19 protein-coding genes are annotated in these 23,781 nt (G+C 61.8%); 12 read left to right on the top strand and 7 right to left on the bottom strand.

Translation table 11 applies throughout. The annotated features are described in order from the left end of the window. Positions 1 to 109: 109 nt before the first annotated feature. The 8 genes from J3P96_RS27380 to J3P96_RS27345 all read left to right on the top strand — a co-directional run bounded on the left by J3P96_RS27380 (position 110) and on the right by J3P96_RS27345 (position 10,874). Complete coding sequence (locus tag J3P96_RS27380) at positions 110 to 1,408, top strand: MFS transporter (protein ID WP_434654379.1); 1,299 nt, start codon at positions 110 to 112, stop codon at positions 1,406 to 1,408. A 238-nt stretch (positions 1,409 to 1,646) separates the two neighbouring features. Next, positions 1,647 to 2,645 (top strand): phosphate ABC transporter substrate-binding protein PstS, encoded by a 999-nt coding sequence (locus J3P96_RS27375; protein WP_250963871.1) that lies wholly within the window; start codon positions 1,647 to 1,649, stop codon positions 2,643 to 2,645. Between the two features lie 396 nt (positions 2,646 to 3,041). Beyond that, on the top strand, positions 3,042 to 5,075 hold the full coding sequence (locus J3P96_RS27370) for an ABC transporter permease subunit (RefSeq protein ID WP_434631563.1): 2,034 nt from the start codon (positions 3,042 to 3,044) through the stop codon (positions 5,073 to 5,075). Between the two features lie 15 nt (positions 5,076 to 5,090). Next, positions 5,091 to 6,761 carry a phosphate ABC transporter permease PstA gene (gene pstA / locus J3P96_RS27365; RefSeq protein ID WP_434602405.1) on the top strand — a complete coding sequence of 557 codons (1,671 nt, stop codon included), beginning with the start codon at positions 5,091 to 5,093 and terminating at the stop codon, positions 6,759 to 6,761. 142 nt (positions 6,762 to 6,903) lie between these two features. After that, positions 6,904 to 7,737, top strand: coding sequence for a phosphate ABC transporter ATP-binding protein PstB (pstB, locus tag J3P96_RS27360; protein ID WP_434570575.1), 834 nt, complete (start codon positions 6,904 to 6,906; stop codon positions 7,735 to 7,737). A gap of 113 nt (positions 7,738 to 7,850) precedes the next feature. After that, on the top strand, positions 7,851 to 8,612 hold the full coding sequence (phoU, locus tag J3P96_RS27355; RefSeq protein ID WP_072397242.1) for a phosphate signaling complex protein PhoU: 762 nt from the start codon (positions 7,851 to 7,853) through the stop codon (positions 8,610 to 8,612). 165 nt (positions 8,613 to 8,777) lie between these two features. Next, on the top strand, positions 8,778 to 9,731 hold the full coding sequence (locus J3P96_RS27350; RefSeq protein WP_305497677.1) for a response regulator: 954 nt from the start codon (positions 8,778 to 8,780) through the stop codon (positions 9,729 to 9,731). 246 nt (positions 9,732 to 9,977) lie between these two features. Then, positions 9,978 to 10,874 carry a peptidoglycan DD-metalloendopeptidase family protein gene (locus J3P96_RS27345; RefSeq protein ID WP_434626772.1) on the top strand — a complete coding sequence of 299 codons (897 nt, stop codon included), beginning with the start codon at positions 9,978 to 9,980 and terminating at the stop codon, positions 10,872 to 10,874. 153 nt (positions 10,875 to 11,027) lie between these two features. On the opposite strand, the gene J3P96_RS27340 is transcribed toward J3P96_RS27345, so the two are convergent. From J3P96_RS27340 to phoB, 3 genes are all read right to left on the bottom strand, one after another. Next, a complete protein-coding gene (locus J3P96_RS27340) occupies positions 11,028 to 12,368 on the bottom strand; it encodes a hemolysin family protein (protein ID WP_186611377.1) in 1,341 nt (446 codons plus the stop codon). 122 nt (positions 12,369 to 12,490) lie between these two features. Continuing rightward, the gene (phoR, locus tag J3P96_RS27335) at positions 12,491 to 13,777 is read right to left on the bottom strand and encodes a phosphate regulon sensor histidine kinase PhoR (RefSeq protein WP_434658352.1); all 1,287 of its coding nucleotides are present in this window, start codon (positions 13,775 to 13,777) and stop codon (positions 12,491 to 12,493) included. A gap of 81 nt (positions 13,778 to 13,858) precedes the next feature. After that, a complete protein-coding gene (gene phoB, locus J3P96_RS27330) occupies positions 13,859 to 14,548 on the bottom strand; it encodes a phosphate regulon transcriptional regulator PhoB (protein WP_003177195.1) in 690 nt (229 codons plus the stop codon). Between the two features lie 152 nt (positions 14,549 to 14,700). Between phoB and J3P96_RS27325 the strand changes: the two genes are divergently transcribed. Then, on the top strand, positions 14,701 to 15,084 hold the full coding sequence (locus J3P96_RS27325) for a COG4315 family predicted lipoprotein (RefSeq protein ID WP_434654374.1): 384 nt from the start codon (positions 14,701 to 14,703) through the stop codon (positions 15,082 to 15,084). A 110-nt stretch (positions 15,085 to 15,194) separates the two neighbouring features. Here the strand turns inward: J3P96_RS27325 and ubiA are convergent, their stop codons facing one another. After that, complete coding sequence (gene ubiA / locus J3P96_RS27320) at positions 15,195 to 16,085, bottom strand: 4-hydroxybenzoate octaprenyltransferase (protein WP_434654371.1); 891 nt, start codon at positions 16,083 to 16,085, stop codon at positions 15,195 to 15,197. Further along, on the bottom strand, positions 16,085 to 16,690 hold the full coding sequence (locus J3P96_RS27315; protein WP_434654369.1) for a chorismate lyase: 606 nt from the start codon (positions 16,688 to 16,690) through the stop codon (positions 16,085 to 16,087). Before J3P96_RS27315 ends, ubiA begins: the two co-directional genes overlap by 1 nt. A 134-nt stretch (positions 16,691 to 16,824) precedes the next feature. On the opposite strand from J3P96_RS27315, the gene J3P96_RS27310 reads away from it, so the two are divergent. The 3 genes from J3P96_RS27310 to J3P96_RS27300 all read left to right on the top strand — a co-directional run bounded on the left by J3P96_RS27310 (position 16,825) and on the right by J3P96_RS27300 (position 18,632). Continuing rightward, positions 16,825 to 16,992 carry a rubredoxin gene (locus J3P96_RS27310; protein ID WP_003177199.1) on the top strand — a complete coding sequence of 56 codons (168 nt, stop codon included), beginning with the start codon at positions 16,825 to 16,827 and terminating at the stop codon, positions 16,990 to 16,992. 24 nt (positions 16,993 to 17,016) lie between these two features. Next, positions 17,017 to 18,165 carry an NAD(P)/FAD-dependent oxidoreductase gene (locus J3P96_RS27305; protein WP_434654367.1) on the top strand — a complete coding sequence of 383 codons (1,149 nt, stop codon included), beginning with the start codon at positions 17,017 to 17,019 and terminating at the stop codon, positions 18,163 to 18,165. Between the two features lie 191 nt (positions 18,166 to 18,356). Then, the gene (locus J3P96_RS27300) at positions 18,357 to 18,632 is read left to right on the top strand and encodes an HU family DNA-binding protein (RefSeq protein ID WP_065758133.1); all 276 of its coding nucleotides are present in this window, start codon (positions 18,357 to 18,359) and stop codon (positions 18,630 to 18,632) included. A gap of 112 nt (positions 18,633 to 18,744) precedes the next feature. Here the strand turns inward: J3P96_RS27300 and J3P96_RS27295 are convergent, their stop codons facing one another. Continuing rightward, a complete protein-coding gene (locus J3P96_RS27295; protein WP_434654365.1) occupies positions 18,745 to 19,362 on the bottom strand; it encodes a hypothetical protein in 618 nt (205 codons plus the stop codon). Between the two features lie 5 nt (positions 19,363 to 19,367). Then, positions 19,368 to 23,774: an RHS repeat-associated core domain-containing protein gene (locus J3P96_RS27290; RefSeq protein WP_434654363.1), complete on the bottom strand. Its 4,407-nt coding sequence runs from the start codon at positions 23,772 to 23,774 to the stop codon at positions 19,368 to 19,370. Between the last annotated feature and the right edge of the window lie 7 nt (positions 23,775 to 23,781).

Below are 23,781 nucleotides of genomic sequence, written 5' to 3'. Positions count from 1 at the left end.
ACGCGCCTCTATGTGCTTTTTCGAACAATTTGCTATCGTGCCGAACCTGCCCGGGCGCCCATTCAGCGTTGTCGGGGCCGCAGAATCGACTATAAGAGAAGCCCTTGCCATGACCACTGCGCCTTCGAGCACGGCGACACCCGCACAACCCGCCCGTCCGCTGACCCGTAACGACTACAAGACCCTGTCGCTTTCTGCCTTGGGCGGTGCGCTGGAGTTCTACGATTTCATCATTTTCGTATTCTTTGCCACCGTGGTCGGCAAATTGTTCTTCCCCGCCGAGATGCCCGAGTGGCTGCGCCTGATGCAGACGTTCGGCATCTTTGCCGCCGGTTATCTGGCCCGGCCGCTGGGCGGGATCATCATGGCCCACTTCGGCGACCTGCTGGGACGCAAGAAGATGTTCACCCTGAGCATCTTCATGATGGCCGTGCCAACCCTGATCATGGGTCTGCTGCCTACTTACGCGCAGATTGGCATGTGGGCGCCGATTCTGTTGCTGTTGATGCGGGTAATCCAGGGCGCCGCGATTGGCGGCGAAGTGCCAGGCGCCTGGGTATTCGTTTCCGAACACGTGCCGGCGCGCCACATCGGCTATGCCTGCGGCACGCTGACCTGCGGCCTGACGGCGGGGATTTTGCTGGGTTCGCTGGTCGCCACGGCCATCAACAGCATCTATACGTCGGTGGAAGTGGCGGATTACGCCTGGCGGATTCCGTTCCTGCTGGGCGGCGTGTTCGGACTGTTTTCGGTGTACCTGCGCCGCTGGCTTCACGAAACCCCGGTATTCGCCGAGCTGCAATTGCGCAAGGCCCTGGCCGAAGAAGTGCCGTTGCGCGCGGTGCTGCGTGATCATCGCGGCGCCATCGCCATTTCGATGCTGCTGACCTGGCTGCTGTCGGCGGGCGTCATCGTGGTGATCCTGATGACACCCACCGTGCTGCAGACCGTGTATCACTTCAGCCCGACCACCGCGTTGCAGGCCAATAGCCTGGCGATCGTATTCCTCAGTTTCGGCTGTATCGGCGCGGGTGTGCTGGCTGACCGCTTCGGCGCCGGCCGGGTGTTCGTCTTTGGTAGTGGCTTGCTGCTGGTCACCTTCTGGACCTTCTACCACAGCCTGTTCGAGCACCCCGAGTGGTTGTTCCCGCTCTACGCCTTGAGCGGATTGCTGGTGGGTACCATCGGCGCGGTGCCCTACGTCATGGTCAATGCCTTCCCGGCCGTGGTGCGCTTCAGCGGACTGTCGTTCTCCTACAACCTGGCCTACGCGATCTTCGGCGGGCTGACCCCGATGATCGTGACCCTGCTGTTGAAAGAGAGCCCGATGGGGCCGGCGTACTACGTGGCGATCATCTGCGGGATCGGGATGGTGATCGGTGGGTACCTCTGGAAGAAGGGCCGCTAGGCCCTGGTCTTTCACTGCCTGTACTGGCCTCATCGCGAGCAAGCTCGCTCCCACAGGGTTCGGTGTTTATCGCATATCCTCTGTGGGAGCGAGCTTGCTCGCGATGGGCGCACCATGAATCATCCTGCAAAAGCTGATGCTGGCCTTTCATCCAATTGTCATATTTCAGCCATAGAGTGTTCATACGGCTTATCGATACTTGGCCGACTTAACACACCCTATCTGCTAGGAGTAAGGCATGAAACTGAAGCGTTTGATGGCGGCAATGACGTTTGTCGCTGCTGGCGTCGCGACTGCCAACGCGGTTGCCGCTGTTGACCCTGCGATCCCGAGCTACACCAAGACCACTGGTGTGTCGGGCAACCTGTCCAGCGTCGGCTCCGATACCCTGGCTAACCTGATGACCTTGTGGGCAGAGAACTACAAGAAGGAATACCCGAACGTCAACATCCAGATCCAGGCCGCCGGTTCTTCCACCGCGCCGCCCGCACTCACCGAAGGCACCGCCAACCTCGGCCCGATGAGCCGCAAGATGAAGGACAACGAGCTGCAGGCCTTCGAAACCAAGTACGGCTACAAGCCAACCGCTATCCCGGTTGCCGTGGATGCCTTGGCGGTATTCGTGCACAAGGACAACCCGATCAAGCACCTGACCATGGCTCAGGTCGATGCGATCTTCTCCTCGACTCGCCTGTGCGGCGCCAAGGCTGACGTCAAGACCTGGGGCGACCTGGGCGTGACCGGCGACCTGGCCAACAAGCCAGTCCAGCTGTTTGGCCGCAACTCGGTGTCCGGCACCTACGGCTACTTCAAGGAAGAAGCCCTGTGCAAAGGCGACTACAAGCCAAACGTCAACGAACAACCAGGTTCGGCTTCGGTTGTGCAGTCGATCAGCAGCTCGCTTAACGGCATCGGCTACTCGGGTATCGGCTACAAGACCGCCAGCGTGAAAACCGTTGCCCTGGCCAAGAAGGAAGGCGGCGAGTTCGTCGAGGACACCGAAGAAAACGCCCTGAACGGCAAGTATCCGCTGTCGCGTTTCCTCTACGTCTACGTCAACAAGGCACCGAACAAGCCTCTGGCCCCGCTGGAAGCCGAGTTCGTCAAGCTGATCCTGTCCAAGCAGGGCCAGGAAGTCGTGGTCAAGGACGGCTACATCCCGGTTCCAGCCAAAGTCGCCGCCAAGGCACTGGCTGACCTGGGTCTGCAGGAAGGCGGCAACGTCGCCAAGCAGTAACGCCTGAGCCCAGGCCCCTGTGGGAGCGAGCTTGCTCGCTGCCACAGACCAAATTTCCATCCGCTGCCGGTTCCCACCGGCGGCGGATTTGTTGCGTCACTTCACTGTCATCTTTCTGTCATACAGGATCGCTAGGGTGTGCGCATGAATGATCTGGCCAACTCCACAATGACTACGACTTCCCCTCCCAAGCGCATTGACTTCAATACGCCTGAGCTGCAACGCAAGCGCCGCATCCGCGCGCTCAAGGATCGCCTCACCCGTTGGTACGTGCTGGTTGGCGGCCTCGCCGTCCTCGCCGCCATTACTTTGATTTTTTTCTTCCTGGCCTACGTGGTACTGCCGCTGTTCCAGGGCGCGGACCTGACCGCCAAGGACTCGATTACCCCTGCCTGGATGCAAGACGCCGGCAAGCCGCTGATGATCGCCATCGAAGAACAGAACCAGGTGGCGATGCGGGTTTCCGACAAGGGCGTGGCGCTGTTCTACAACCTCGACAGCGGTGCCGAACTGCGGCGTGTCGACCTGCCGATCCCGGCCGGCGCCACTGTGACGTCCATCGGTGAAGATCAGCCCGGCAGCCCGCTGGTGGCGATCGGCTTGTCCAATGGCCAGGCCCTGGTGTTCCGCCACACTTATAAAGTCAGCTACCCCGACGGCAAGAAAACCATCTCTCCGGCCATCGAATACCCTTACGGTGAAGCGCCGATCGCGTTGAACGAGCAGGGCGCGGCCCTGGAGCATGTCAGCCTCAACGCTACCGATTCGACGTTGCTGCTGGCTGGCTCCAGCGGCGCGCAGCTCTATGTGTTGTCGCTCACCAGCGAAGAAAACATGATGACCGGTGAAATCACCAGCGAGCAGACGCGTATCGATCTGCCGCAGATGACCGAGCCGGTAAAAAACATTTTCGTCGACCCGCGCCAGCAGTGGCTGTATGTGGTCAACGGGCGCGCCCAGGCCGATGTGTTCAGCCTGCGGGACAAGAGCCTCAACGGTCGCTACAAGCTGCTCGAGAACGCTGACGCCCAGGTCACCGCCGTTGCCCAGTTGGTCGGTGGCATATCGCTGATCATCGGTGATTCCAAGGGCGGCCTGGCCCAGTGGTTCATGGCTCGCGATCCGGACGGCGAGCTGCGTTTCAAACAGATTCGTACCTTCCAGATGGGCAGCGCGCCCATCGTCGAGATCAGTGCCGAAGAGCGTCGCAAGGGTTTCGTTGCGCTCGACGCCGCCGGCAAGCTCGGCGTGTTCCACAGTACTGCCCACCGCACCTTGCTGGTTGATCAGGTAGTCGATGGCCAAGGCCTGTTCGGCATGTCGCCACGGGCCAACCGCCTGATCGTGGAGCAGGGCGGCAAGCTGCAACCGCTGGTCCTGGAGAACCCACACCCGGAAGTCTCGTGGAGCGCCTTGTGGAGCAAGGTCTGGTACGAAAACTACGATGAGCCCAAGTACGTCTGGCAATCGACTGCCGCCAACACCGACTTCGAACCCAAGCTGAGCCTGTCGCCGCTGACCTTCGGCACCCTGAAAGCGGCGTTCTACGCGATGCTTCTGGCCGCGCCGCTGGCGGTTGCCGCAGCGATCTACACCGCCTACTTCATGGCCCCGGGCATGCGCCGCAAGGTCAAGCCGGTGATCGAGCTGATGGAGGCGATGCCGACGGTGATCCTCGGTTTCTTCGCCGGTCTGTTCCTGGCGCCGTACGTCGAAGGGCATCTGCCGGGCATCTTCAGCCTGCTGATGTTGCTGCCGATCGGCATCCTGGTCGCCGGTTTCGCTTTCAGCCGCCTGCCGGAATCCATTCGCCTGCGCGTGCCGGACGGCTGGGAAAGTGCCTTGCTGATCCCGGTGATCCTGTTCGTCGGCTGGCTCTCGCTGTACATGAGCCCGTACATGGAAGCCTGGTTCTTCGGCGGCGACATGCGCATGTGGATCTCCCATGACCTGGGCATCACCTACGACCAGCGCAACGCCCTGGTGGTCGGCCTGGCGATGGGCTTCGCGGTCATCCCGAACATTTACTCGATTGCCGAAGACGCCGTGTTCAGTGTGCCTCGCGGCCTGACCCTGGGCTCGCTGGCCCTGGGCGCTACCCCATGGCAGACCATGACCCGCGTGGTCATCCTCACCGCCAGCCCGGGCATCTTCTCGGCGCTGATGATCGGCATGGGCCGGGCGGTGGGCGAGACGATGATCGTGCTGATGGCCACCGGCAACACCCCAGTCATGGAAATGAACCTGTTCGAAGGCCTGCGCACCCTGGCGGCCAACGTCGCGGTGGAGATGCCCGAGTCGGAAGTCGGCGGCAGCCATTACCGCGTGCTGTTCCTGTCGGCCTTGGTGCTGCTGTTGTTCACCTTCGTCATGAACACCCTCGCCGAGCTGATCCGTCAGCGTCTGCGCAAGAAATATTCGTCGCTTTAAGAAAGGTAGAAGTCTGTGAAACAGAACTCCCTGAAAGGATGGTTCAAGAGCGGCGCCCCGGGCGTCTGGATCAGCGGTGGCGCGGTGTCCATCGCGGTCATCATGACCATTGGCCTGTTGGCGGTGATTGCCGTGCGCGGCCTGGGCCACTTCTGGCCGGCCGACCTGATCCACGCCAGCTACAACGTACCGGGCATGCCGGCGCACCTGGTGGTCGGCGAAGTCGTACAAAAAGAAGAAGTGCCTCGCGAGCGCCTGAAAAGCGCTGGCCTGCCGGTGCCGGACGAAGGCCCGGAGTTCATGACCCGCGAACTGGTCAAGGTCGGTAACCGGGATCTCAACGGCACCGATTTCACCTGGATCGTCGGCGACTGGCTGAGCAACCAGACGACCCCGCCGGAGCTGATGGCTCTGGAGCGACGTGAGTGGGGCAACTTCTACGGCTACCTGGTCAACGTCAAGGAACAAGGCAAGGTCATCGCCGAGGGCGAAGCCGCCTGGCCGCAGTTGCAGGCGCGTATCGAGCGGGTCAACCAGTTGGCCGACGAACTCAAGACCCTGGAAAAAGTCGACATCGGCGCGATCAACGCCGGCCTCGAGCGCATCCGCCTGCACGGTCGCAAGCTGGAGCTGGACGGCAAGCTCGACGCCGCCGCCCAGGCTGACCTGGAAAGCGAACGCGCCGAACTGAACGCCCGCTACAAGGACATCGAAGCCCGCCTGACCGACCTGCATGCGCAGTTCAACCGCGACAGCCTGACGGCCCGCGATGCCAACGGCAAGGAAGTGGAGATCGAGATCGGCAAGGTGGTGCACGCCTACCAGCCAAACGGCATGGGCACGTTCACCAAGATGGGTTTCTACTTCAGCAAGGTCTGGGAGTTCCTCAGCGACGACCCGCGTGAAGCCAACACTGAAGGCGGGATCTTCCCGGCGATTTTCGGCACCGTGATGATGACCTTGATCATGGCGATGATCGTCACGCCGTTCGGCGTGCTGGCAGCGGTCTACCTGCGTGAATACGCACGCCAGGGGCCGATGACCCGCCTGATCCGCATCGCGGTGAACAACCTTGCAGGCGTTCCGGCCATCGTCTACGGCGTGTTCGGGCTGGGTTTTTTCGTCTATGTGCTGGGCGGCTCGGTTGACCGGCTATTCTTCCCCGAGGCTTTGCCGGCACCGACCTTCGGCACGCCGGGCCTGCTCTGGGCTTCCTTGACGCTGGCGCTGCTGGCCGTACCGGTGGTGATCGTGGCCACCGAGGAAGGCCTGGCGCGGATTCCGCGGACCGTGCGTGAAGGTTCCCTGGCACTCGGTGCAACCAAGGCCGAGACGCTGTGGAAAATAGTCCTGCCGATGGCGAGCCCGGCGATGATGACCGGCATGATCCTCGCCGTGGCCCGTGCCGCCGGCGAGGTAGCGCCGCTGATGCTGGTGGGCGTGGTGAAACTGGCGCCATCGCTGCCGCTGGATGGCAACTACCCGTACCTACACCTGGACCAGAAAATCATGCACCTGGGCTTCCACATCTATGACGTCGGCTTCCAGAGCCCGAACGTCGAAGCAGCCCGGCCATTGGTCTACGCCACGGCGTTGCTGCTGGTGCTGGTGATCGCGACCCTGAACCTGTCGGCGGTGTGGATCCGTAACCACCTGCGAGAGAAGTACAAGGCACTGGATAGTTGAGGGTCTGTGGGAGCGAGCCTGCTCGCGAAGCTTTTGGCGGCCTCAAGGCCCCCTTCGCGAGCAGGCTCGCTCCTACATTGGAATTTCATGGGGCCGCCACACAGGCGTTCCGAACCGAATTTGTTAGCACAGGGAGCCTCCCATGCAACACGACGCACCTACACACGGCATCAACATGTCGGCCCTGGGCCGCGACAAGCAGAGCCTGAACCTGGCTCAGGAAACCGTCGCCATCGAAGTGCCCGGCCTGAACCTGTTCTACGGTCAGAAACAGGCGCTGTACGATGTCAGCCTGAACATCCCGAAACAGCGCGTCACCGCGTTCATCGGTCCGTCGGGCTGCGGCAAGTCGACCTTGCTGCGCACCTTCAACCGCATGAACGATCTGGTGGACGGCTGCCGCGTCGAAGGCGAAATCAACCTCTACGGCAACAACATCTACCGCAAGGGCGAAGACGTTGCCGAACTGCGTCGTCGCGTGGGCATGGTGTTCCAGAAGCCCAACCCGTTCCCCAAGACCATCTACGAGAACGTCGTCTACGGCCTGCGGATCCAGGGCATCAACAAGAAGCGCGTACTCGATGAAGCCGTGGAGTGGGCACTCAAGGGCGCGGCGCTGTGGGATGAGGTCAAGGACCGCCTGCACGAATCGGCGCTGGGCCTGTCCGGTGGGCAGCAGCAGCGTCTGGTGATCGCCCGCACCATCGCCGTGGAGCCGGAAGTGCTGCTGCTCGACGAACCTTGCTCGGCACTCGACCCGATCTCGACGCTGAAAGTCGAGGAACTGATCTACGAGCTCAAGTCCAAGTTCACCATCGTCATCGTGACCCACAACATGCAGCAGGCGGCGCGGGTGTCCGACTACACCGCGTTCATGTACATGGGCAAGCTGGTGGAGTTTGGCGACACCGATACCCTGTTTACCAATCCGGCCATGAAGCAGACCGAGGACTACATCACGGGTCGCTACGGCTAGCCGTAAAGCCGCAAGCTTCAAGCTACAAGCGGCAAGTAAAGGCGGTTTGAGTAACGACATATATCAGCTTGCAGCTTGAAGCTTGCAGCTCACAGCTTTTGCGGAGCAAAACCATGATTTCGAAGGAAGGCCTTACTCACCACATTTCCGCGCAGTTCAACGCCGAGCTGGAAGAGGTGCGCAGCCACCTGCTGGCCATGGGCGGGCTGGTGGAAAAGCAGGTCAACGACGCGGTGACCGCGCTGATCGAGGCTGACTCCGGCCTGGCCCAGCAAGTGCGCGAGATTGATGACCAGATCAACCAGATGGAACGCAACATCGACGAAGAATGCCTGCGCATCCTGGCCCGTCGTCAGCCGGCGGCTTCCGACCTGCGCCTGATCATCAGTATCTCCAAGTCGGTGATCGACCTTGAGCGGATCGGCGACGAAGCCACCAAGATCGCTCGTCGTGCCATCCAGTTGTGCGAAGAAGGCGAAGCGCCGCGCGGCTACGTCGAGGTTCGCCACATCGGTGACCAGGTGCGCAACATGGTCCGCGATGCACTGGACGCCTTCGCCCGTTTCGACGCCGACCTGGCGCTGTCGGTGGCCCAGTACGACAAGATCATTGATCGCGAGTACAAGACCGCCCTGCGCGAGCTGGCGACCTACATGATGGAAGACCCGCGTTCGATTTCCCGGGTGTTGAGCATCATCTGGGTGCTGCGTTCGTTGGAGCGTATCGGCGATCATGCACGCAACATCTCGGAACTGGTGATCTACCTCGTACGTGGCACCGATGTCCGGCACATGGGGCTCAAGCGGATGAAGGAAGAAGTTGAGGGCACCCCGTCCGAAACCGCTAATGTTCCCGGTCAAACTGACGATAAGTAAGATTGCCAAGAAAAGCGCCCGGCCTTCTGGTCGGGCTTTTTTTTGCGGTTTTTTTAATCAAAAGCAGCACCCGCGAACGAAAAGTCCCGGCGTGACTGAAGGTTTTTGGCGATGTGCCATCAGTAAGGCGGTATGCTTGCCGGGATTTTTTAGAGGTGTATCTGGATGAGTAAGGTCAGTGTGTTGGTCGTGGACGATGCTTCGTTCATTCGTGACTTGGTGAAGAAGTGCCTGCGCAACTACTTCCCAGGCATCCGCATCGAAGACGCGGTGAACGGCAAGAAAGCCCAGGCCCTGCTGGCCCGTGAAGCGTTCGACCTGGTGCTGTGCGACTGGGAAATGCCAGAAATGTCCGGCCTGGAATTGCTGACCTGGTGCCGCCAGCAGGACAATCTCAAAGGCATGCCTTTTGTGATGGTGACCAGCCGTGGCGACAAGGAGAACGTGGTCCAGGCGATCCAGGCCGGCGTTTCCGGCTACGTCAGCAAACCCTTCACCAACGAACAGTTGCTGACCAAGGTCAAGCAGGCCTTGAACAAGGTCGGCAAGCTCGACACGTTGATGAACAGCGCCCCGACCAAGATGAATTCGGCGTTCGGCAATGATTCGCTCAGTGCCCTGACCGGCGGCAAGGCCGCTCCGGTTGCCGCGGCTGCGCCAGCGGCGAACCCGTTTGCCAAGCCCGCTGCCGCGCCTGCACCCGCTGCGGCTGCCGCTCCGGCGGCACGTGGCTTGCTCAACAGCCCGCCCGTCAAGGCACCTGCCGCGTCCGCACCCACTGCCAATCGCGGCCAAGGCCAGTTGCGCCTGTCCAGCGGCACCCAGCAATGCGTGATCAAGGCCTTGAGCCTCAAGGAAGCGTTGCTGGTGGTCAAGCGCACCGACATCCTGCCGCAAGTGCTGGAGAGCTCGGTGCTGGACATGGAGCAGGGCGACAACGCCGAAACCGCTCGTCTGAACGGCTACCTGCACGCCATCGTCGCCCATGAGCAAACCCCTGACAGCGAATGGCTGCAACTGACTTTCCGCTTCGTCGACAAAGACCCGCAGAAACTCGACTACATCTCCCGCCTGATCGCCCGCGGCACGGCGCAGAAGCACTTCGTACCGGGCGCCTGATCTGGCGGCGCCCCTCAGTCCGCTTTCGCGAGCAGGCTCGCTCCCACAGGTTTTTTGTAGGGCACAGATTTGTGTGGCCTGCACAAATCACTGTGGGAGCGAGCTTGCTCCGGGCGGCGATCCGACGATGAGGCCATCAGCTTCAACCCGACCGCCGATCCAATTTTGAAACATCCGTCGACTACGCTGGTCCATCCCAGCTGCTAGGCTGCTTTGCAGGCCTTCATTTCGACAGAATTCTTGCCCATGCTCGTGCCGTTGCTGTTCGCCTGTGGTCTTGTCCTGGCCGCCACCCCGGCCTTGGCCATGACCATCTACAAATCCACCGACGCCAATGGCGTGGTCTCCTACAGTGACCGCCCCAGCAAAGGCTCCCAGGTGTTCGTATTTCGTGATCGCATGGTCGAGCGCCTGGAGCGCCAGGTGTTTCTCGACATCAGGAAGCAGAAGGGCGCGGACGCGGTGTACGTGCGCAACGACCTCTACGCGCCGGTGGAAATCGAGCTGAGCTTCGCCGGGTTGCGCAACGTGAGCGGAGCGCCGAGCCGGCCGATCCGCCGCGTGCTGCCGGCGCGCAGCAATCTGCGCCTGGCGCTACTGACGGCCACCCGGCCCGGCAGGCCACTGGCTTATACCCCAAGGTTCGAATACTCCCTGGGCGACCCCGCAGGCACGGCGCAAGCTTATCGCTATCCGTTGCCCTGGCGTGGCGGGCCGTTCCGGTTGAGCCAGGGCGCCAACGGCCAATACAGCCATTACGGCCCGAAGAACCGCTACGCCATGGACATCGCGATGCCCGAAGGCACGCCTATCATCGCGGCGCGTGGCGGGGTCGTGGTCAAGACCGAGAACGAGCAGACCGGGCGCGGCACCGATCCTGCCGGCAACTTTGTGCGCGTGTTGCACGATGACGGGACCATGGGAGTCTACCTGCACCTGCAGAAGGGCTCGGTGAGCGTCCAGGAGGGGCAACGGGTCGTGGTGGGCACGCCGCTGGCGCTATCAGGCAACACCGGTAACAGCTCCGGCCCGCACCTGCACTTCGTGGTACAGCGCAACACTGGGCTGGGGTTGGTGTCGATTCCCTATCAGTTCAACCAGCCGGTGGGTGACTTGCCCAACTTTGCGTTGGGCAAGCAATAGCACGGGAGATGACAAGAAGGCTTTTCGTGGCGAGGGAGCTTGCTCCCGCTCGGCTGCGAAGCAGTCGTCGCTTTTGGGGTCGCTTCGCGACCCAGCGGGAGCAAGCTCCCTCGCCACAGTGGTTATGCCTTCAACTTGCGGGCAGATCGACACTCAATCGAGCATCAACACCTTCGCCAGGATGATCTTCGGCCCTTTCATCTTCTTGATGATGATCCGCAGGCCTTCGACTTCCAGCACTTCTTCCTCTTCCGGCACCCGTTTCAGGGTTTCGTAGACCAACCCTGCCAGGGTTTCCGCTTCGATGTGGTCCAGGTCGATGCCCAGCAGGCGTTCCACCTTGAACAGCGGGGTGTCGCCGCGCACCAGTAGCTTGCCCGGCTGATAGGCGAGGATGCCACGCTCGGCCTTGCGGTGTTCGTCCTGGATATCGCCCACCAGCACTTCCAGAACGTCTTCCATGGTCAGGTAGCCGATGATATTGCCGTCGGCTTCCTCGACCACGGCAAAGTGCGACCCGCCCTTGCGGAACTGCTCCAGCAGCTGCGACAACGGCATGTGCCTCGATACTCGCTCCAGCGGGCGGGTCAGTTCCGCCAGGTTGAACGATTCGGGGATGTGGTCCAGGGCCGCCAGTTCCAGCAGCAGGTCCTTGATGTGCAGCAGGCCGACGAATTCCTGGCGCTCGCTGTCGTACACCGGATACCGGCTGAACTTGTGGCGACGGAACATCGCCAGGATTTCCTTGAGCGGGGCATTGAATTCCAGCGTTACCAGGTCTTCCCGGGAGTTGGCCCAGTCCACCACCTCCAGCTCGCCCATTTCCACGGCGGAGGCCAGCACGCGCATGCCTTGGTCGCTCGGGTCCTGGCCACGGCTGGAGTGCAGGATCAGCTTCAACTCCTCGCGGCTGTAATGGTGTTCATGATGCGGGCCGGGCTCACCCTGGCCGGCGATACGCAGGATCGCATTGGCGCTGGCATTGAGCAGGTAGATCGCCGGGTACATGGCCCAGTAGAACAGGTACAGCGGCACGGCCGTCCACAGCGACAGCAGTTCCGGTTTGCGGATCGCCCAGGATTTGGGCGCCAGCTCGCCGACCACGATGTGCAGGTAGGAAATGATGAAGAACGCGGTGAAGAATGACACACCCTTGATCACTTCCGGCGACTGGACGCCGACCGCGCCCAGTAGCGGCTCGAGAATGTGCGCGAACGCCGGCTCGCCGACCCATCCCAGCCCCAGTGAGGCGAGGGTGATACCCAGCTGGCAGGCCGACAGATAAGCGTCGAGCTGGCTGTGGACGGTGCGCAGGATGTGCCCGCGCCAGCCGTTCTGTTCGGCAATGGCCTCGACCCGGGTCGAGCGCAGCTTGACCATGGCAAATTCGGCCGCAACGAAAAAACCGTTGAGCAAGACCAGGATCAGAGCAAAAAGAATCATGCCGAATTCGGCGAAGAGTGTAGCGAGGGACAAGCCAGGGGAAGGGTCCATGATGGAGTTTTGCAGGTTCCGTATGTTCGTATGATGGGAAATCGGCGCCTGAAAAGGCAGGCACAAGTCAGCCAATGTAGCGGCTGACCGGGCGATTGCCTAGTGGGGAACGCCCGCCGGCGTCATTCGTCGTGGCTGGAGTGCCGTCCGCGGACCACCTGCGCCGGGGTGAAATGGCAGGTAAACGTACTGCCATGGCCGGGCACGCTGCTGATTTCCATTCGTCCACGATGGCGCAGCAGCACGTGCTTGACGATTGCCAGACCGAGCCCGGTTCCGCCGGTGTTGGAGTTGCGACTGGAGTCGACCCGGTAGAATCGTTCGGTCAGGCGCGGCAGGTGCTTGCTGTCGATGCCGATGCCGGAATCGCGCACGCTCAGGTGCGCGCCTTGTTCATCGCCCCACCAGCGCACATGGATCCGCCCTTGTTCGGGTGTGTATTTGACCGCGTTGAACACCAGGTTGGAAAACGCGCTGCGCAGTTCCGCCTCGCTGCCCTTGAGTTGGACGGTCGGGTCGGCTTCAAGCGTGATGGACTGCTGCTTGGGGCCGGACAACTCCTGCGCATCTTCGGCAATGACTTGCAACAGGTCCTCGATGGGCACCGGCTGGTTGTCCGAGGGATAGTCGGTGGCTTCCAGCTTCGCCAGCAACAGCAGATCGTTGAGCAGTGTCTGCATGCGTCCGCCCTGCTGCTGCATCTGCTGCAAGGCACGGGTCCAGCGCGGGTTCACCTCTTCGACATTGTCGAGCAGGGTCTCCAGGTAACCGCAGATCACCGTCAATGGCGTACGCAGTTCATGGGATACGTTGGCGATGAAATCCTTGCGCATCTGTTCCAGTTGATGAATACGCGTCACGTCGCGCACCAGCATCAGGTGCTCGTTGTTGCCATAGCGGGTGATGTACAGCTGGATGCGCAGCCGATCATTGGTGGGCGACGGGATTTCCAGCGGTTCGGCGTAATTGTCTTGCTCGAAATATTCCTTGAAGCGCGGATGGCGCACCAGGTTGGTCACTGGCTGGCCGCTGTCCTGTGGCGTCTTGAGGCCCAGCAGGGTTTCTGCTGCGCGGTTCCACCATTCGAGGTTGCCGTCGCTGTCGAGCATGATCACCGCGTCTTTCAGCGCCGCGGTGGATTCCTGGACGCGGTCGATCACCGCCTGCAGGCGGCCGCGAACGCGCTGGTCGCGCCGTTGCAGGTGGTAGATGCTGTCGAACACCTCGCCCCACAAGCCGTAGCCGTCGGGCGGGGCCTCGTCGGGCTGGTGCAGGCGCAGCCACTCGTGCAGGCGCAGCAATTGCTTGAGGGTCCAGGCCAGGTAAAGCGCCAGGCCCGCGGCCAGGCTCCAGCCGTAGTAGCCGGTGATCAGGCCGATCAACAGGCAACCGGTCACCAGCAACAACATGTGGCGGATCAGGGTGCCATGCCAGTTTTGATTCACTTGAGCGCGCGTCCTTGTCAGCTTGTCGGGCGGTAAGGGCTCGGGTCAGGCCTTTGTCGAAAAACGATAACCGGTGCCGCGCACGGTTTGTACCAGATTCTCATAGGCGTCGCCGAGGGCTTTGCGCAAGCGCCGGATGTGCACATCCACGGTGCGCTCCTCGACATACACGTTGCCGCCCCAGACCTGATCCAGCAGTTGCCCACGGGTGTAGGCGCGCTCCTGGTGAGTCATGAAGAACTGCAACAGGCGATATTCGGTCGGGCCCATCTCGGCGGGCTTGCCGTCGATGGTCACGCGGTGGCTGATCGGGTCCAGCAGCAGGCCGCCAACTTCGATCGGCGCTTCGCCATCGGTCGGCCCGGCACGACGCAGCACGGCCTTGAGGCGCGCCACCAGCTCCCGAGGGGAAAACGGCTTGGTGATGTAATCGTCGGCACCGACTTCCAGGCCCTGGATCTTGTTGTCTTCTTCGCCCTTGGCGGTGAGCATGATGATCGGGATGTCACCCGTCAGCTCATCGCGCTTGAGACGCCGGGCCAGCTCGATGCCGGAGGTGCCTGGCAGCATCCAGTCGAGCAGGATCAGGTCGGGCTTGCGATCGACGATGATGGCGTGGGCCTGTTGAGAGTTTTCTGCTTCCATGCAGTCATAGCCGGCCATCTCCAACGCAACGGCGATCATCTCGCGGATGGGCGCCTCGTCGTCGACGATCAGAATGCTCCTGCCAACCATGGGGTAATCCTCTTGTCATTTAACTGTCTTGCGCCGCATTAGATAACGGAATTATTGCAGTCGTGTGACAGTTATTTCCCCGGACGGCAGCGGAGGCGATCTTGGGCTAGGCTTTTGGGTCCGAATCCTGACAACTGCAAAGGAAGGTTTCCATGACGCAAATGACTATTTCTTTTAAAACCCTGCTGCTGTCTGCCGCCCTGACTCTGCCTGGATTTGCGATGGCTGCCGATCCTGCGATGGAGAAGGACGGCATGTTTACTGACCACAAGGGTATGACCCTTTACACCTTTGCCAAAGACTCGGCCGGCAAGTCCGCGTGCAATGACAAATGCGCGGCGAATTGGCCACCGCTGATGGCCGAGGCGGGTGACAAATCCATGGGTGACTGGACCGTGATCAAGCGTGATGACGGCTCGATGCAGTGGGCCTATCAGGGCATGCCGCTGTACACCTTCGTGATGGACAAGCAGACCGGTGATATGACCGGAGACGGCAAAATGGACGGTGCCTGGAAAGTCGCCAAGGCCAAGTAACAGCTGATCCATGTGGGAGCGAGCCTGCTCGCGAAGGCGTCTGTACAGTCGTCAAGTCGCTGACTGGCTCACCGCTTTCGCGAGCAGGCTCGCTCCCACCGGCCCGGATGTCACCGTAGGGCATAGTCCAGCACAATCCCGACAAAAATCGCCAACCCGGCCCAGTGGTTGTGCAGGAACGCCTTGAAACAGCGCATCCGGTCCTTGCCGCGGGTGTACCAGAACTCCCAGGCAAAGCACGCGGCGGCGGCCACGAGGCCCAGGTGGAACCAGCCCCCCAGCTTGAACTGAGCCCCGGCCAGCAGCAGGCAGCCCAAGGCCAGGCCTTGCAGCGTCAGGATGATCACCCGATCAGCATCGCCAAACAGGATCGCCGTGGATTTCACGCCAATCTTCAGGTCGTCGTCCCGGTCGGTCATCGCGTAGTAAGTGTCGTAGCCCACCGTCCACAGCAGGTTGGCAATGTACAGCAGCCATGCGGCGGCCGGCAGATGGCCGGTTTCGGCGGTGAAAGCCATCGGCATGCCCCAGGAAAACGCCGCGCCCAGCACCACTTGCGGGTAATAGGTGTAGCGCTTCATGAACGGGTAACTGAACGCCAGCGCCAGCCCGCCCAAGGACAACAGAATCGTCGGCGCATTGGTGCACAGCACCAGCAGGAAACTCACGCTCATCAAGACCGCGAAGAACACCAGGGCTTCCTTCGAGCTGATCTTGCCGCTCACCAGCGGGCGCTGCTCGGTGCGTTTGACGTGGCCGTCGACCTTGCGGTCGGCCCAGTCGTTGATCACGCAACCGCCGGCACGGGTCAGCACTACGCCCAGCACAAAAATCACGATATTGGCCAGGGACGGCGAGCCTTCGCCGGCAATCCACAGCGCCCACAATGTCGGCCACAGCAACAGGTAGATGCCGATGGGCTTGTCCATGCGGGTCAGTTGCACGAAGTCCCAGGCCCGCGGATTGAGGCGGTTCAAGGATTTGAGCAGTTGCACGTACATCAGCAATTCTCCGAATAGGCGCGAGCGACGGTCCACAGCGGCGGCAGGAAAATCTCCGCCACCAGCACGCTCAACGCACCGCGATCGAAACGCGAGCGACGGCCCCACAACGCGTTGGCGCGAACCTCGGGCGGCAACCATTCGCTCGGGTAGTGGCACACCTCGATCGCCCGGCGCTGGAATGCCTGGTCGCAAAACAGCAGCTCGCCCAGGGAGCGGCTGCCCAGTGCGTCCATCTGCAAACCGTCACCCTGCAACGCGCTGCGCGCCGCCACGCTGCGGGCGAACACCCAAGGCTGGCCATGACCGCGCAGGTAGACCTCGCGCACCCAGCCTTCGCTGCCCTCGGCCAGGTCCAGCGCGGCACACTCGTCGGCGCGCAACGGCTGCCAGCCTTCCAGCAGCGGTGTCACGCTGAAGTGGTCATCCGACAGGCCTGTAAGGCGCCGGGTCAGGGAGCCCTGGTCGAACAACCAGTCGAGCACGCAGGCATCGGGGCGGGGCGACAGCAGGTGCTGGGGAAGCCATCGAAGTGTAGGAAATATCGAATTTGTAGGCGGCACAAGGGTCTTGAATGGCAGCGAATGAGGTCGCGAGCTTACCATGCCGGTCGGCGATTTTGGCCGAGCCAGGACGCCGCTGCGCCGATCCCGCTTGCATCTGTCGCGACCGATTAGTACAAAACGGCCCTGAGCTGGAAAATACCGGCCAAGGCCTGACATCTTGAGGAAGTATCGGAATGAAAAAGTGGCAATGTATCGTCTGTGGCCTGATCTACAACGAAGCTGACGGCTGGCCCGACGATGGCATCGCGCCCGGCACCCGCTGGGAAGATGTGCCGGCAGACTGGCTGTGCCCGGACTGCGGCGTCGGCAAAATGGATTTCGAAATGATCGAAATCAACTGATCGTTTGATCAAACGGAGAGCAACATGAGCGCACCTGTCGTCATCGTCGGTACCGGCCTGGCTGGCTATAACCTGGCCCGGGAATTTCGCAAGCTCGACAGCGAAACCCCGTTGCTGCTGATTACCGCGGACGACGGCCGCTCCTACTCCAAGCCGATGCTCTCCACGGGGTTCGGCAAGAACAAGGACGCCGATGGCTTGAGCATGTCCGAGCCGGGCGCCATGGCCGAGCAGTTGAAGGCCGAAGTGCGCACCCACACGCGCATCAGCGGCATCGACCCGGGCCACAAACGCCTGTGGATCGGCGAAGAAGCGGTAAGTTATCGCGACCTGGTCCTGGCCTGGGGCGCTGAAACCGTGCGCGTGCCGGTGCAGGGCGATGCGGCGGACCTGATCTTCCCGATCAACGATCTCGAAGACTACGCACGTTTTCGGGCCGCCGCCGCTGGCAAGCGCCGGGTGCTGCTGCTCGGTGCCGGCCTGATCGGCTGCGAATTCGCCAACGACCTGGTCCTCGGCGGCTACGAAGTGGAACTGGTGGCCCCCTGCGAGCAAGTCATGCCGACGCTGCTGCATCCGGCCGCTGCCGCAGCGGTCCAGGCCGGGCTGGAAAGCCTTGGCGCACATTTCCACTTGGGGCCGGTGCTCAACCGTCTGCAACGTGTGGCCGACGGATTGGAGGCGCATTTGTCGGATGGCCAGGTGATTCCCTGCGATCTGGTGGTCTCGGCCATCGGCCTGCGCCCGCGCATCGACCTGGCGGCTGCCGCCGGGCTGGTGGTCAATCGCGGCGTGGTGGTTGATCGTCAGCTGAAAACCTCCCACGCCAATATCTATGCCTTGGGCGATTGTGCCGAAGTCGATGGCTTGAACCTGCTCTACGTCATGCCGCTGATGAGCTGCGCCCGCGCCCTGGCCCAGACCCTGGCTGGCAACCCGACCGCCGTCAGCTACGGCGCCATGCCGATCACTGTGAAAACCCCGGTCTGCCCGCTGGTGGTTTCGCCGCCACCACGGGGCAGCGAAGGCGCGTGGAGCGTCGAGGGGCAGGGCGCCGATATCAAGGCCCTGTGCCGCGACGCCCACGGCAATCTGTTGGGCTACGCCCTGACCGGTACGGCGGTGATGGAGAAACTGGCGCTGAACAAGCAGCTTCCGGCACTGCTGGCGTAAATACCGGTCGCTCTGTCGCATATGCCCTGCTTTTCCGGCCACAAACGCCCGCCGGACACTGGCGCCGGTTGCGGCCCCGTGCCATCCTCACTCCGGTCTGCCGCAGAGTAGAGCCTGCGGCGCCTTAGGGGTTGTTCCGAAGAGAACAGCACGGACATAACAACAAAAAAATCGTCAAAGGGGCTTCATTCATGCGTAAACCAGAACTCGCCGCCGCCATTGCGGAAAAAGCGGACCTCACCAAAGAACAAGCCAACCGCGTCCTCAACGCTGTTCTCGAAGAAATCACCAGCGCCCTGCATCGCAAGGACAGCGTTACTCTGGTCGGCTTCGGCACCTTCCTGCAACGCCACCGCGGCGCCCGCACCGGCAAGAACCCACAAACCGGCGAGCCGGTGAAAATCAAGGCCAGCAACACGGTTGCGTTCAAGCCAGGCAAATTCCTGAAGGACAGCGTTAACCCATAATTGCGCCGACTACTCGGTCGAGGAAAGCAAGCGGCAACAAAAAGGCATACCGATGAAGTCGATATGCCTTTTTTACGTCTGAAACAAACCCCATGGTCAGGAAGCTTTAGCCCTAGCCCAGCAGTTTGTTCGCAAGCGCCAAATCGAACTGCTTGTTTCCGAATATTGATTTGGTCGCCAGAGCTTTCTTGAGCACATCTGAATCCAGACCCAGACCGTTTTTTTGCGCTGCAAAGAGAATCGTCAGGAACGGGAATGCGTAGTTGTCAGGCTCGGCCAATACATCATCAATCAATGCAGGCATGCCGAGAATGCAGTGCTCAGCCTTTGACAGGTAAAACTTTTCGAGCCGTTCGCTTATTTTATTGACGGTTGCGCTGAGGGTCTGGGGAGACGGGGTTCTGATGATGCCTCCCAGTTCGTCACCGAATTGTTTCGTCTCTTCCGACAAGGAACTCTTCGACAAAAATGACGCGTTCAACAACCGACTCTGGTAGGGCGGCGATTGCTCTTTGCAGAAGCTGAAAGCCTCGCATGCATGGATCTCCAACCCAGCGTAATAACCATCGGCTTTGGTCAGGTGCTGAATGTAGATTTCCCCAAGCTTTTCCTTGGCTTTGAACAGACCAATTTTATTTTTGCTGGCCTTCAGATCCAGGTGTGGTGACGTTGTATTTTTCAGCGTCGCCAGTAACTCCACTTCCACATTTTTGCGAATTTCTTGGCTCATGGTAATCACTTGTAAATTAAAACATTGAAGGTGGCATTGTGCTGTGCGCCTTTGCCGCCTAGCGGTACGCCAGGCTTGCCTTTGGTATCAACCTTGAACGATCCCTTCGTGCCGGCGGACGGTTTGATCGTGCCCCCACCCAGATGTTGCGTAGTGTTGGCCGGCTTGGTCATGTCAAAGACTTTTGAATCGGTCTGGTTGGGGGTCAGTTTCCCGGTGCCGTGCTTGACTTCAAATACGTGCAGTTTTCCACGTTGGTCTCTGGCGACAAAGTCGGCGCGAATACGTTTACCGTTGACCTTCATGGTGACCTCCTCCGCGACGATCTTGAACTTGTTGCGCTTGAGATCGTTGATCGCCTTGGTTCGGCCTTTATTGCCACTGACTGCGCTTCGGCAAGCCCATCCCCATGGATCGATCCAGGTCAGGGGGTTTGGTGCATATTGGTAGAGGTTCAATCCTCCCAGCCACCCGATCGGATCCGGCGTGGTAAACCGCCCTATATCCGGATCATAAAACCTGAACGTATTGAAATGCAGCCCGGTTTCCCGGTCCAGGTACTGCCCCTGGAACCGCAGGTTCTGCTCCTCGATGTAATACGGTTCGCGAACCTCCTCAAGCGTGTTGCCCCACACCCGATACGTGGCCTGCCAGACGGAGTGCCCATCGGCTTCGGTAAGTTGTTCCGGCAAGCCGTTGAGGTCGTTGTGGTAGTAGCGGATCTTTTGCAGCGGGCCGCTGCCGTCGACGCGGGCCAGCGGCTCGTAGCCGTCGTCTTCGTAAAGATAGAGGCTGGTTTGCTGGTGGCGATGTTCCTGCAGCAGGCGCAGCCCGTCCCAGGTGAAGCGGGTTTCGCCCAGCGGGTAGCCGTGGCTGTCGTGCTCGGCTTTTTCGATGCGCCGGCCCAGCGGGTCGTAAGTCATCCTGACTACGCTGCCGTTGTCGTTGCGCACTTCGATCAAACGGCTTTCGGCATCGTAGGCGAAGCGTTGCAGGCCGCGGGTGGCGCTGCGTTTCTCGATCAGCCGGCCGAAAGCGTCGTAGCGGTAGCGCTTGTCCTGATAGGTCAGCAGCTTGTTGTGCACCACCAGTCCGGCGCCGGGCGCCGGGCCGTCCAGCAGGTTGGCGGCGGCGTCGTAGGCAAAGGTCTCGCGCTGGCCGTGCAGGCTGTCCTGGCTGGCGATGATGCGACCGGTGGCGTCGTAGTGCAGCAACTGGCGCTGCTGAGTGGCGGGTTGCTGGTCGAGCTTGCCGATCAGGTTGTCGGCGGGGTCGTATTCAAAGTGTTTCTGCACCGCCGCCGGCAGCAGCGCGGGCTGACTGCTGTGGCGACGTTGACGGGCGCGCAGGCGGCCGCTGCGGTCGTATTCGCTGCGGGTGCTGATTTGCCCTTGAGTGCGCAGCACCTCGCGATGCAGGCGATCGCGTTCGAAATCGCTGATGACCTGGCCGTCGAGGTTGATCTGGTGCAGGTGACCGCTGCCGTAGTACAGCCGATTGACCCAGCGGCCATCGGGCAGTTGGCTCTGGATCAGGTTGCCCAGTTCATCGTAGTGGTGCCGGAGGCTGCCGGCGGCGCTGTTTTCGGCGAGCAGCTGGCCGAGGGCATCGTAGGCGAAACTCAGGGACTGCGCGGCGCCTTGCAGGTCAGTGAAGGTAACGGCGGTGAGCTGGTCCAGCGGATCATAGGTATATTCGGTGCGGCCATCGTCGGTGACTTTGACGATCAACCGGCCCGCGGCGTCGCGCTCCAGACGATGGACGACGGGCGCCGGTGATGTTTCGGGAGCCTGCGCCAGGCCGCTGCCATCAGCCGCCGGAACAGCCGTCACCTGCGCAACGTTATCCAGCCGGTCATAAGCGTAGCGCTTGGCGCTGCCATCCAGGTCCTGCTGTTCGACCAGCCGATCCCCGGCATCCCAGGCGAACCGATAGCTTTCGCCGTTCTCGTTGATCAGCGCTTGCAGCCGGCCGAAGCTGTCGTAGGCAAACTGCACCTGCCGGCCCTGGGCGTCGATGCGTTGGCGCACCTGGCCGCGGCGGTTGTGCTGGTAATGCGTGGTGTGCCCGGCCGGGTCGGTGTGGCCGGTGAGCTGACCGGCGCTGTCGCGCTGGTAGTGCTCGGTGCGACCATCCGGCAATTGGCTGCCGAGCAGGCGCCCTTGGGCGTCGTAACTGAATCGGGTGCGCTCGCCGAGGGCGTCGGTGAGGGTCTGCAGATAGCCGCGCGGGTCATAACTGAAACGCGTCGGGTAGCCCGAGCAGTCGATGTGTTCCACCAGTTGCCCGAACGGGTTCCAGCGCAGCTTCTTGCTCTTGCCGGTGGCGTCGATGATTTCCACCACCTGGCCGTGGGTGTCGTAACGGTAGCGGGTGACATGGCCCAGCGGGTCGGTTTCGGCGACACAGTTGCCGCGCTGATCGTAGCGGTATTTCCAGCTGTTGCCGGCGGCATCGGTTTCCACCAGTGGCAGCGCCCAATGCTCGAGCCAGAGGGTAGACTCGCTGCGTCCCAGTGGGTCGGTTTCGCCGATCAGGTTGCCGGCCTCGTCGTAACTGAAATGGTACTGGCCGCCTTGCGGGTCGGTGGCGCTGAGCAACTGGCGTTCGTCGTTCCACTCGAACAACCAGGTCTGGCCGAGATTGTCGGCGAACCGGGTGATCTGGTGCTGGCTGTTCCAATGCCGGATGCTGATGCGTTGCAGGCTGTCGGTGATACGCGTTATGCCGGCCGTGAGGTCGTAGTCGAACTGGTAGGCGTCGCCTTCGTCAGTCCAGTGGCGGACCACGCGCCACTCCTGGTTTTCGATCAAGGCCCATTCGTAGAAGCAGCGCAGGCCGGCAGGCAGTTGATGTTCGACCATCCGCTGCCCGGCGTCGTAGCTGAACCGCCGCTGCACCTGGCCGCCAGCGTCGCGCACTGCGGTGAGGTTGCCCGCCGCATCGTAGGCGTAGCTGACCAGCACTTCGCGCTGCTGGTCGGGGTAGAGGCGTTCGATCCGACTGACGCGTTCGTTTTCGCGAGTCAGCTCGACCTGGAGCAAATCAAACGTATCGCGCAGCCGCACCAGGCGGCCAGCTTCGTCATAGTCGAGATGGATGCGATTGTCGTTGCGGTCACCCAACTGGCTCAAGCGCAGCCGCGATGAGCTTCCAGGCGTCGGTTCGAACAAACGGTACAAGCCGTCGTCGCTTTCGATCAGCAGTTGTCCGCTTACATTGCGCCGCACCGCGAGGCCTTCGCCGGGGCTGAACACCGCGCCGCCCAACGGGATCGAGCCCATGTCGATGGGGCGGGCCTGTTCGTCGGTATACAGCAGGGTCTCGCCGCCGTCGGGGTGGGGCAGGATGTCGACCTGAACCTCGTAGGAAACGCTCCAGCCGGCGCCGAACAATCCGTCGCGGCGTTCGTCACGGCTGTTGTAGAAACGCTGCCAGTCAATCGGCAGGATGCCAGGCAACACGAAGTCCAGTTCTGCATCGCCGCCCAGCACCTTGGCCCCCGTGGCAGCATGCACCGGGTTCGACGAGCCCATGGCGGCGTTAGCCGCGGCATTGGCCGCGCTGCTAGCGGCCATGGACACCGCGCCGCCCACCAGCATGCAGGGCAACTTGCTGAAAAACTTGCCCTTGCCGCCCTTGAGCATCAGCAATGCCGTGACCGCCAGCCCCACGCCCGGCGTCTTGCCGCTGCGGATCTCGCGCACCGCCACCGAGCCACCACCAATGGTGACGTTGGGCGAAATCAGCCCGGACGACACGACCTTGGCATCGCAAGTACTACGGTCGCCGCTGCGCACGGCGGGCTGGCCGTTGATGGTGACCTTGTCCGAGCCCTCGGCCATGAACTGCGGTGGCATTGGCGGGTGCTTGGTACACAGCACCAGGTCTTCCGGCTTGGGCACCGCGCCCGGCGCGGGCGTGGCGACCGTGGGGCGCCACATCTGCGAAAAGAATTCCCCCGCCATGTCCAGGTAGCTGGACTCTTCTTCAGGCTCAGGGGCTTCGAGCTCCGTACCGGTGGCGGCAACGTGAGACTCGATTGCCCCGGCCGCACGGGCCGCGCGAATGTTGTTAGTGAAGGTATCGTCGGAGCCGGTGAGGATGTTGGCCTGCACCGTGGGCGGGAAAAGGGCGTTGCCGATGCCCTCGCATATATTGCTCAGGCCCTTGTCGGCTCCGGTCTTGCTCATCGTCAGGCCAACCACGGTGCCCACCACCAGGCCGAGCACGAAGCAACCCAGCCCGCCGGTAACAACGGTAATGCCCGTGGCCGCGACCACCGCGGCGGTCGCCAGGGCGGTGATCGCAATGTTCGCCGCCACCTCCAGTACGCCGCCAAGTATGTCGGCCATCATTGAGGTGTGGTCCAGCGCGTCGCCCAAGCGGGCGGCCCAGAGCGCATCAGACATGCCGCGG

Origin of the sequence: Pseudomonas sp. R3-56 (assembly GCF_051132075.1) — a bacterium.
Classification (GTDB): Bacteria; Pseudomonadota; Gammaproteobacteria; order Pseudomonadales; family Pseudomonadaceae; genus Aquipseudomonas.
This window is presented reverse-complemented; position numbering and strand designations above follow the sequence as displayed.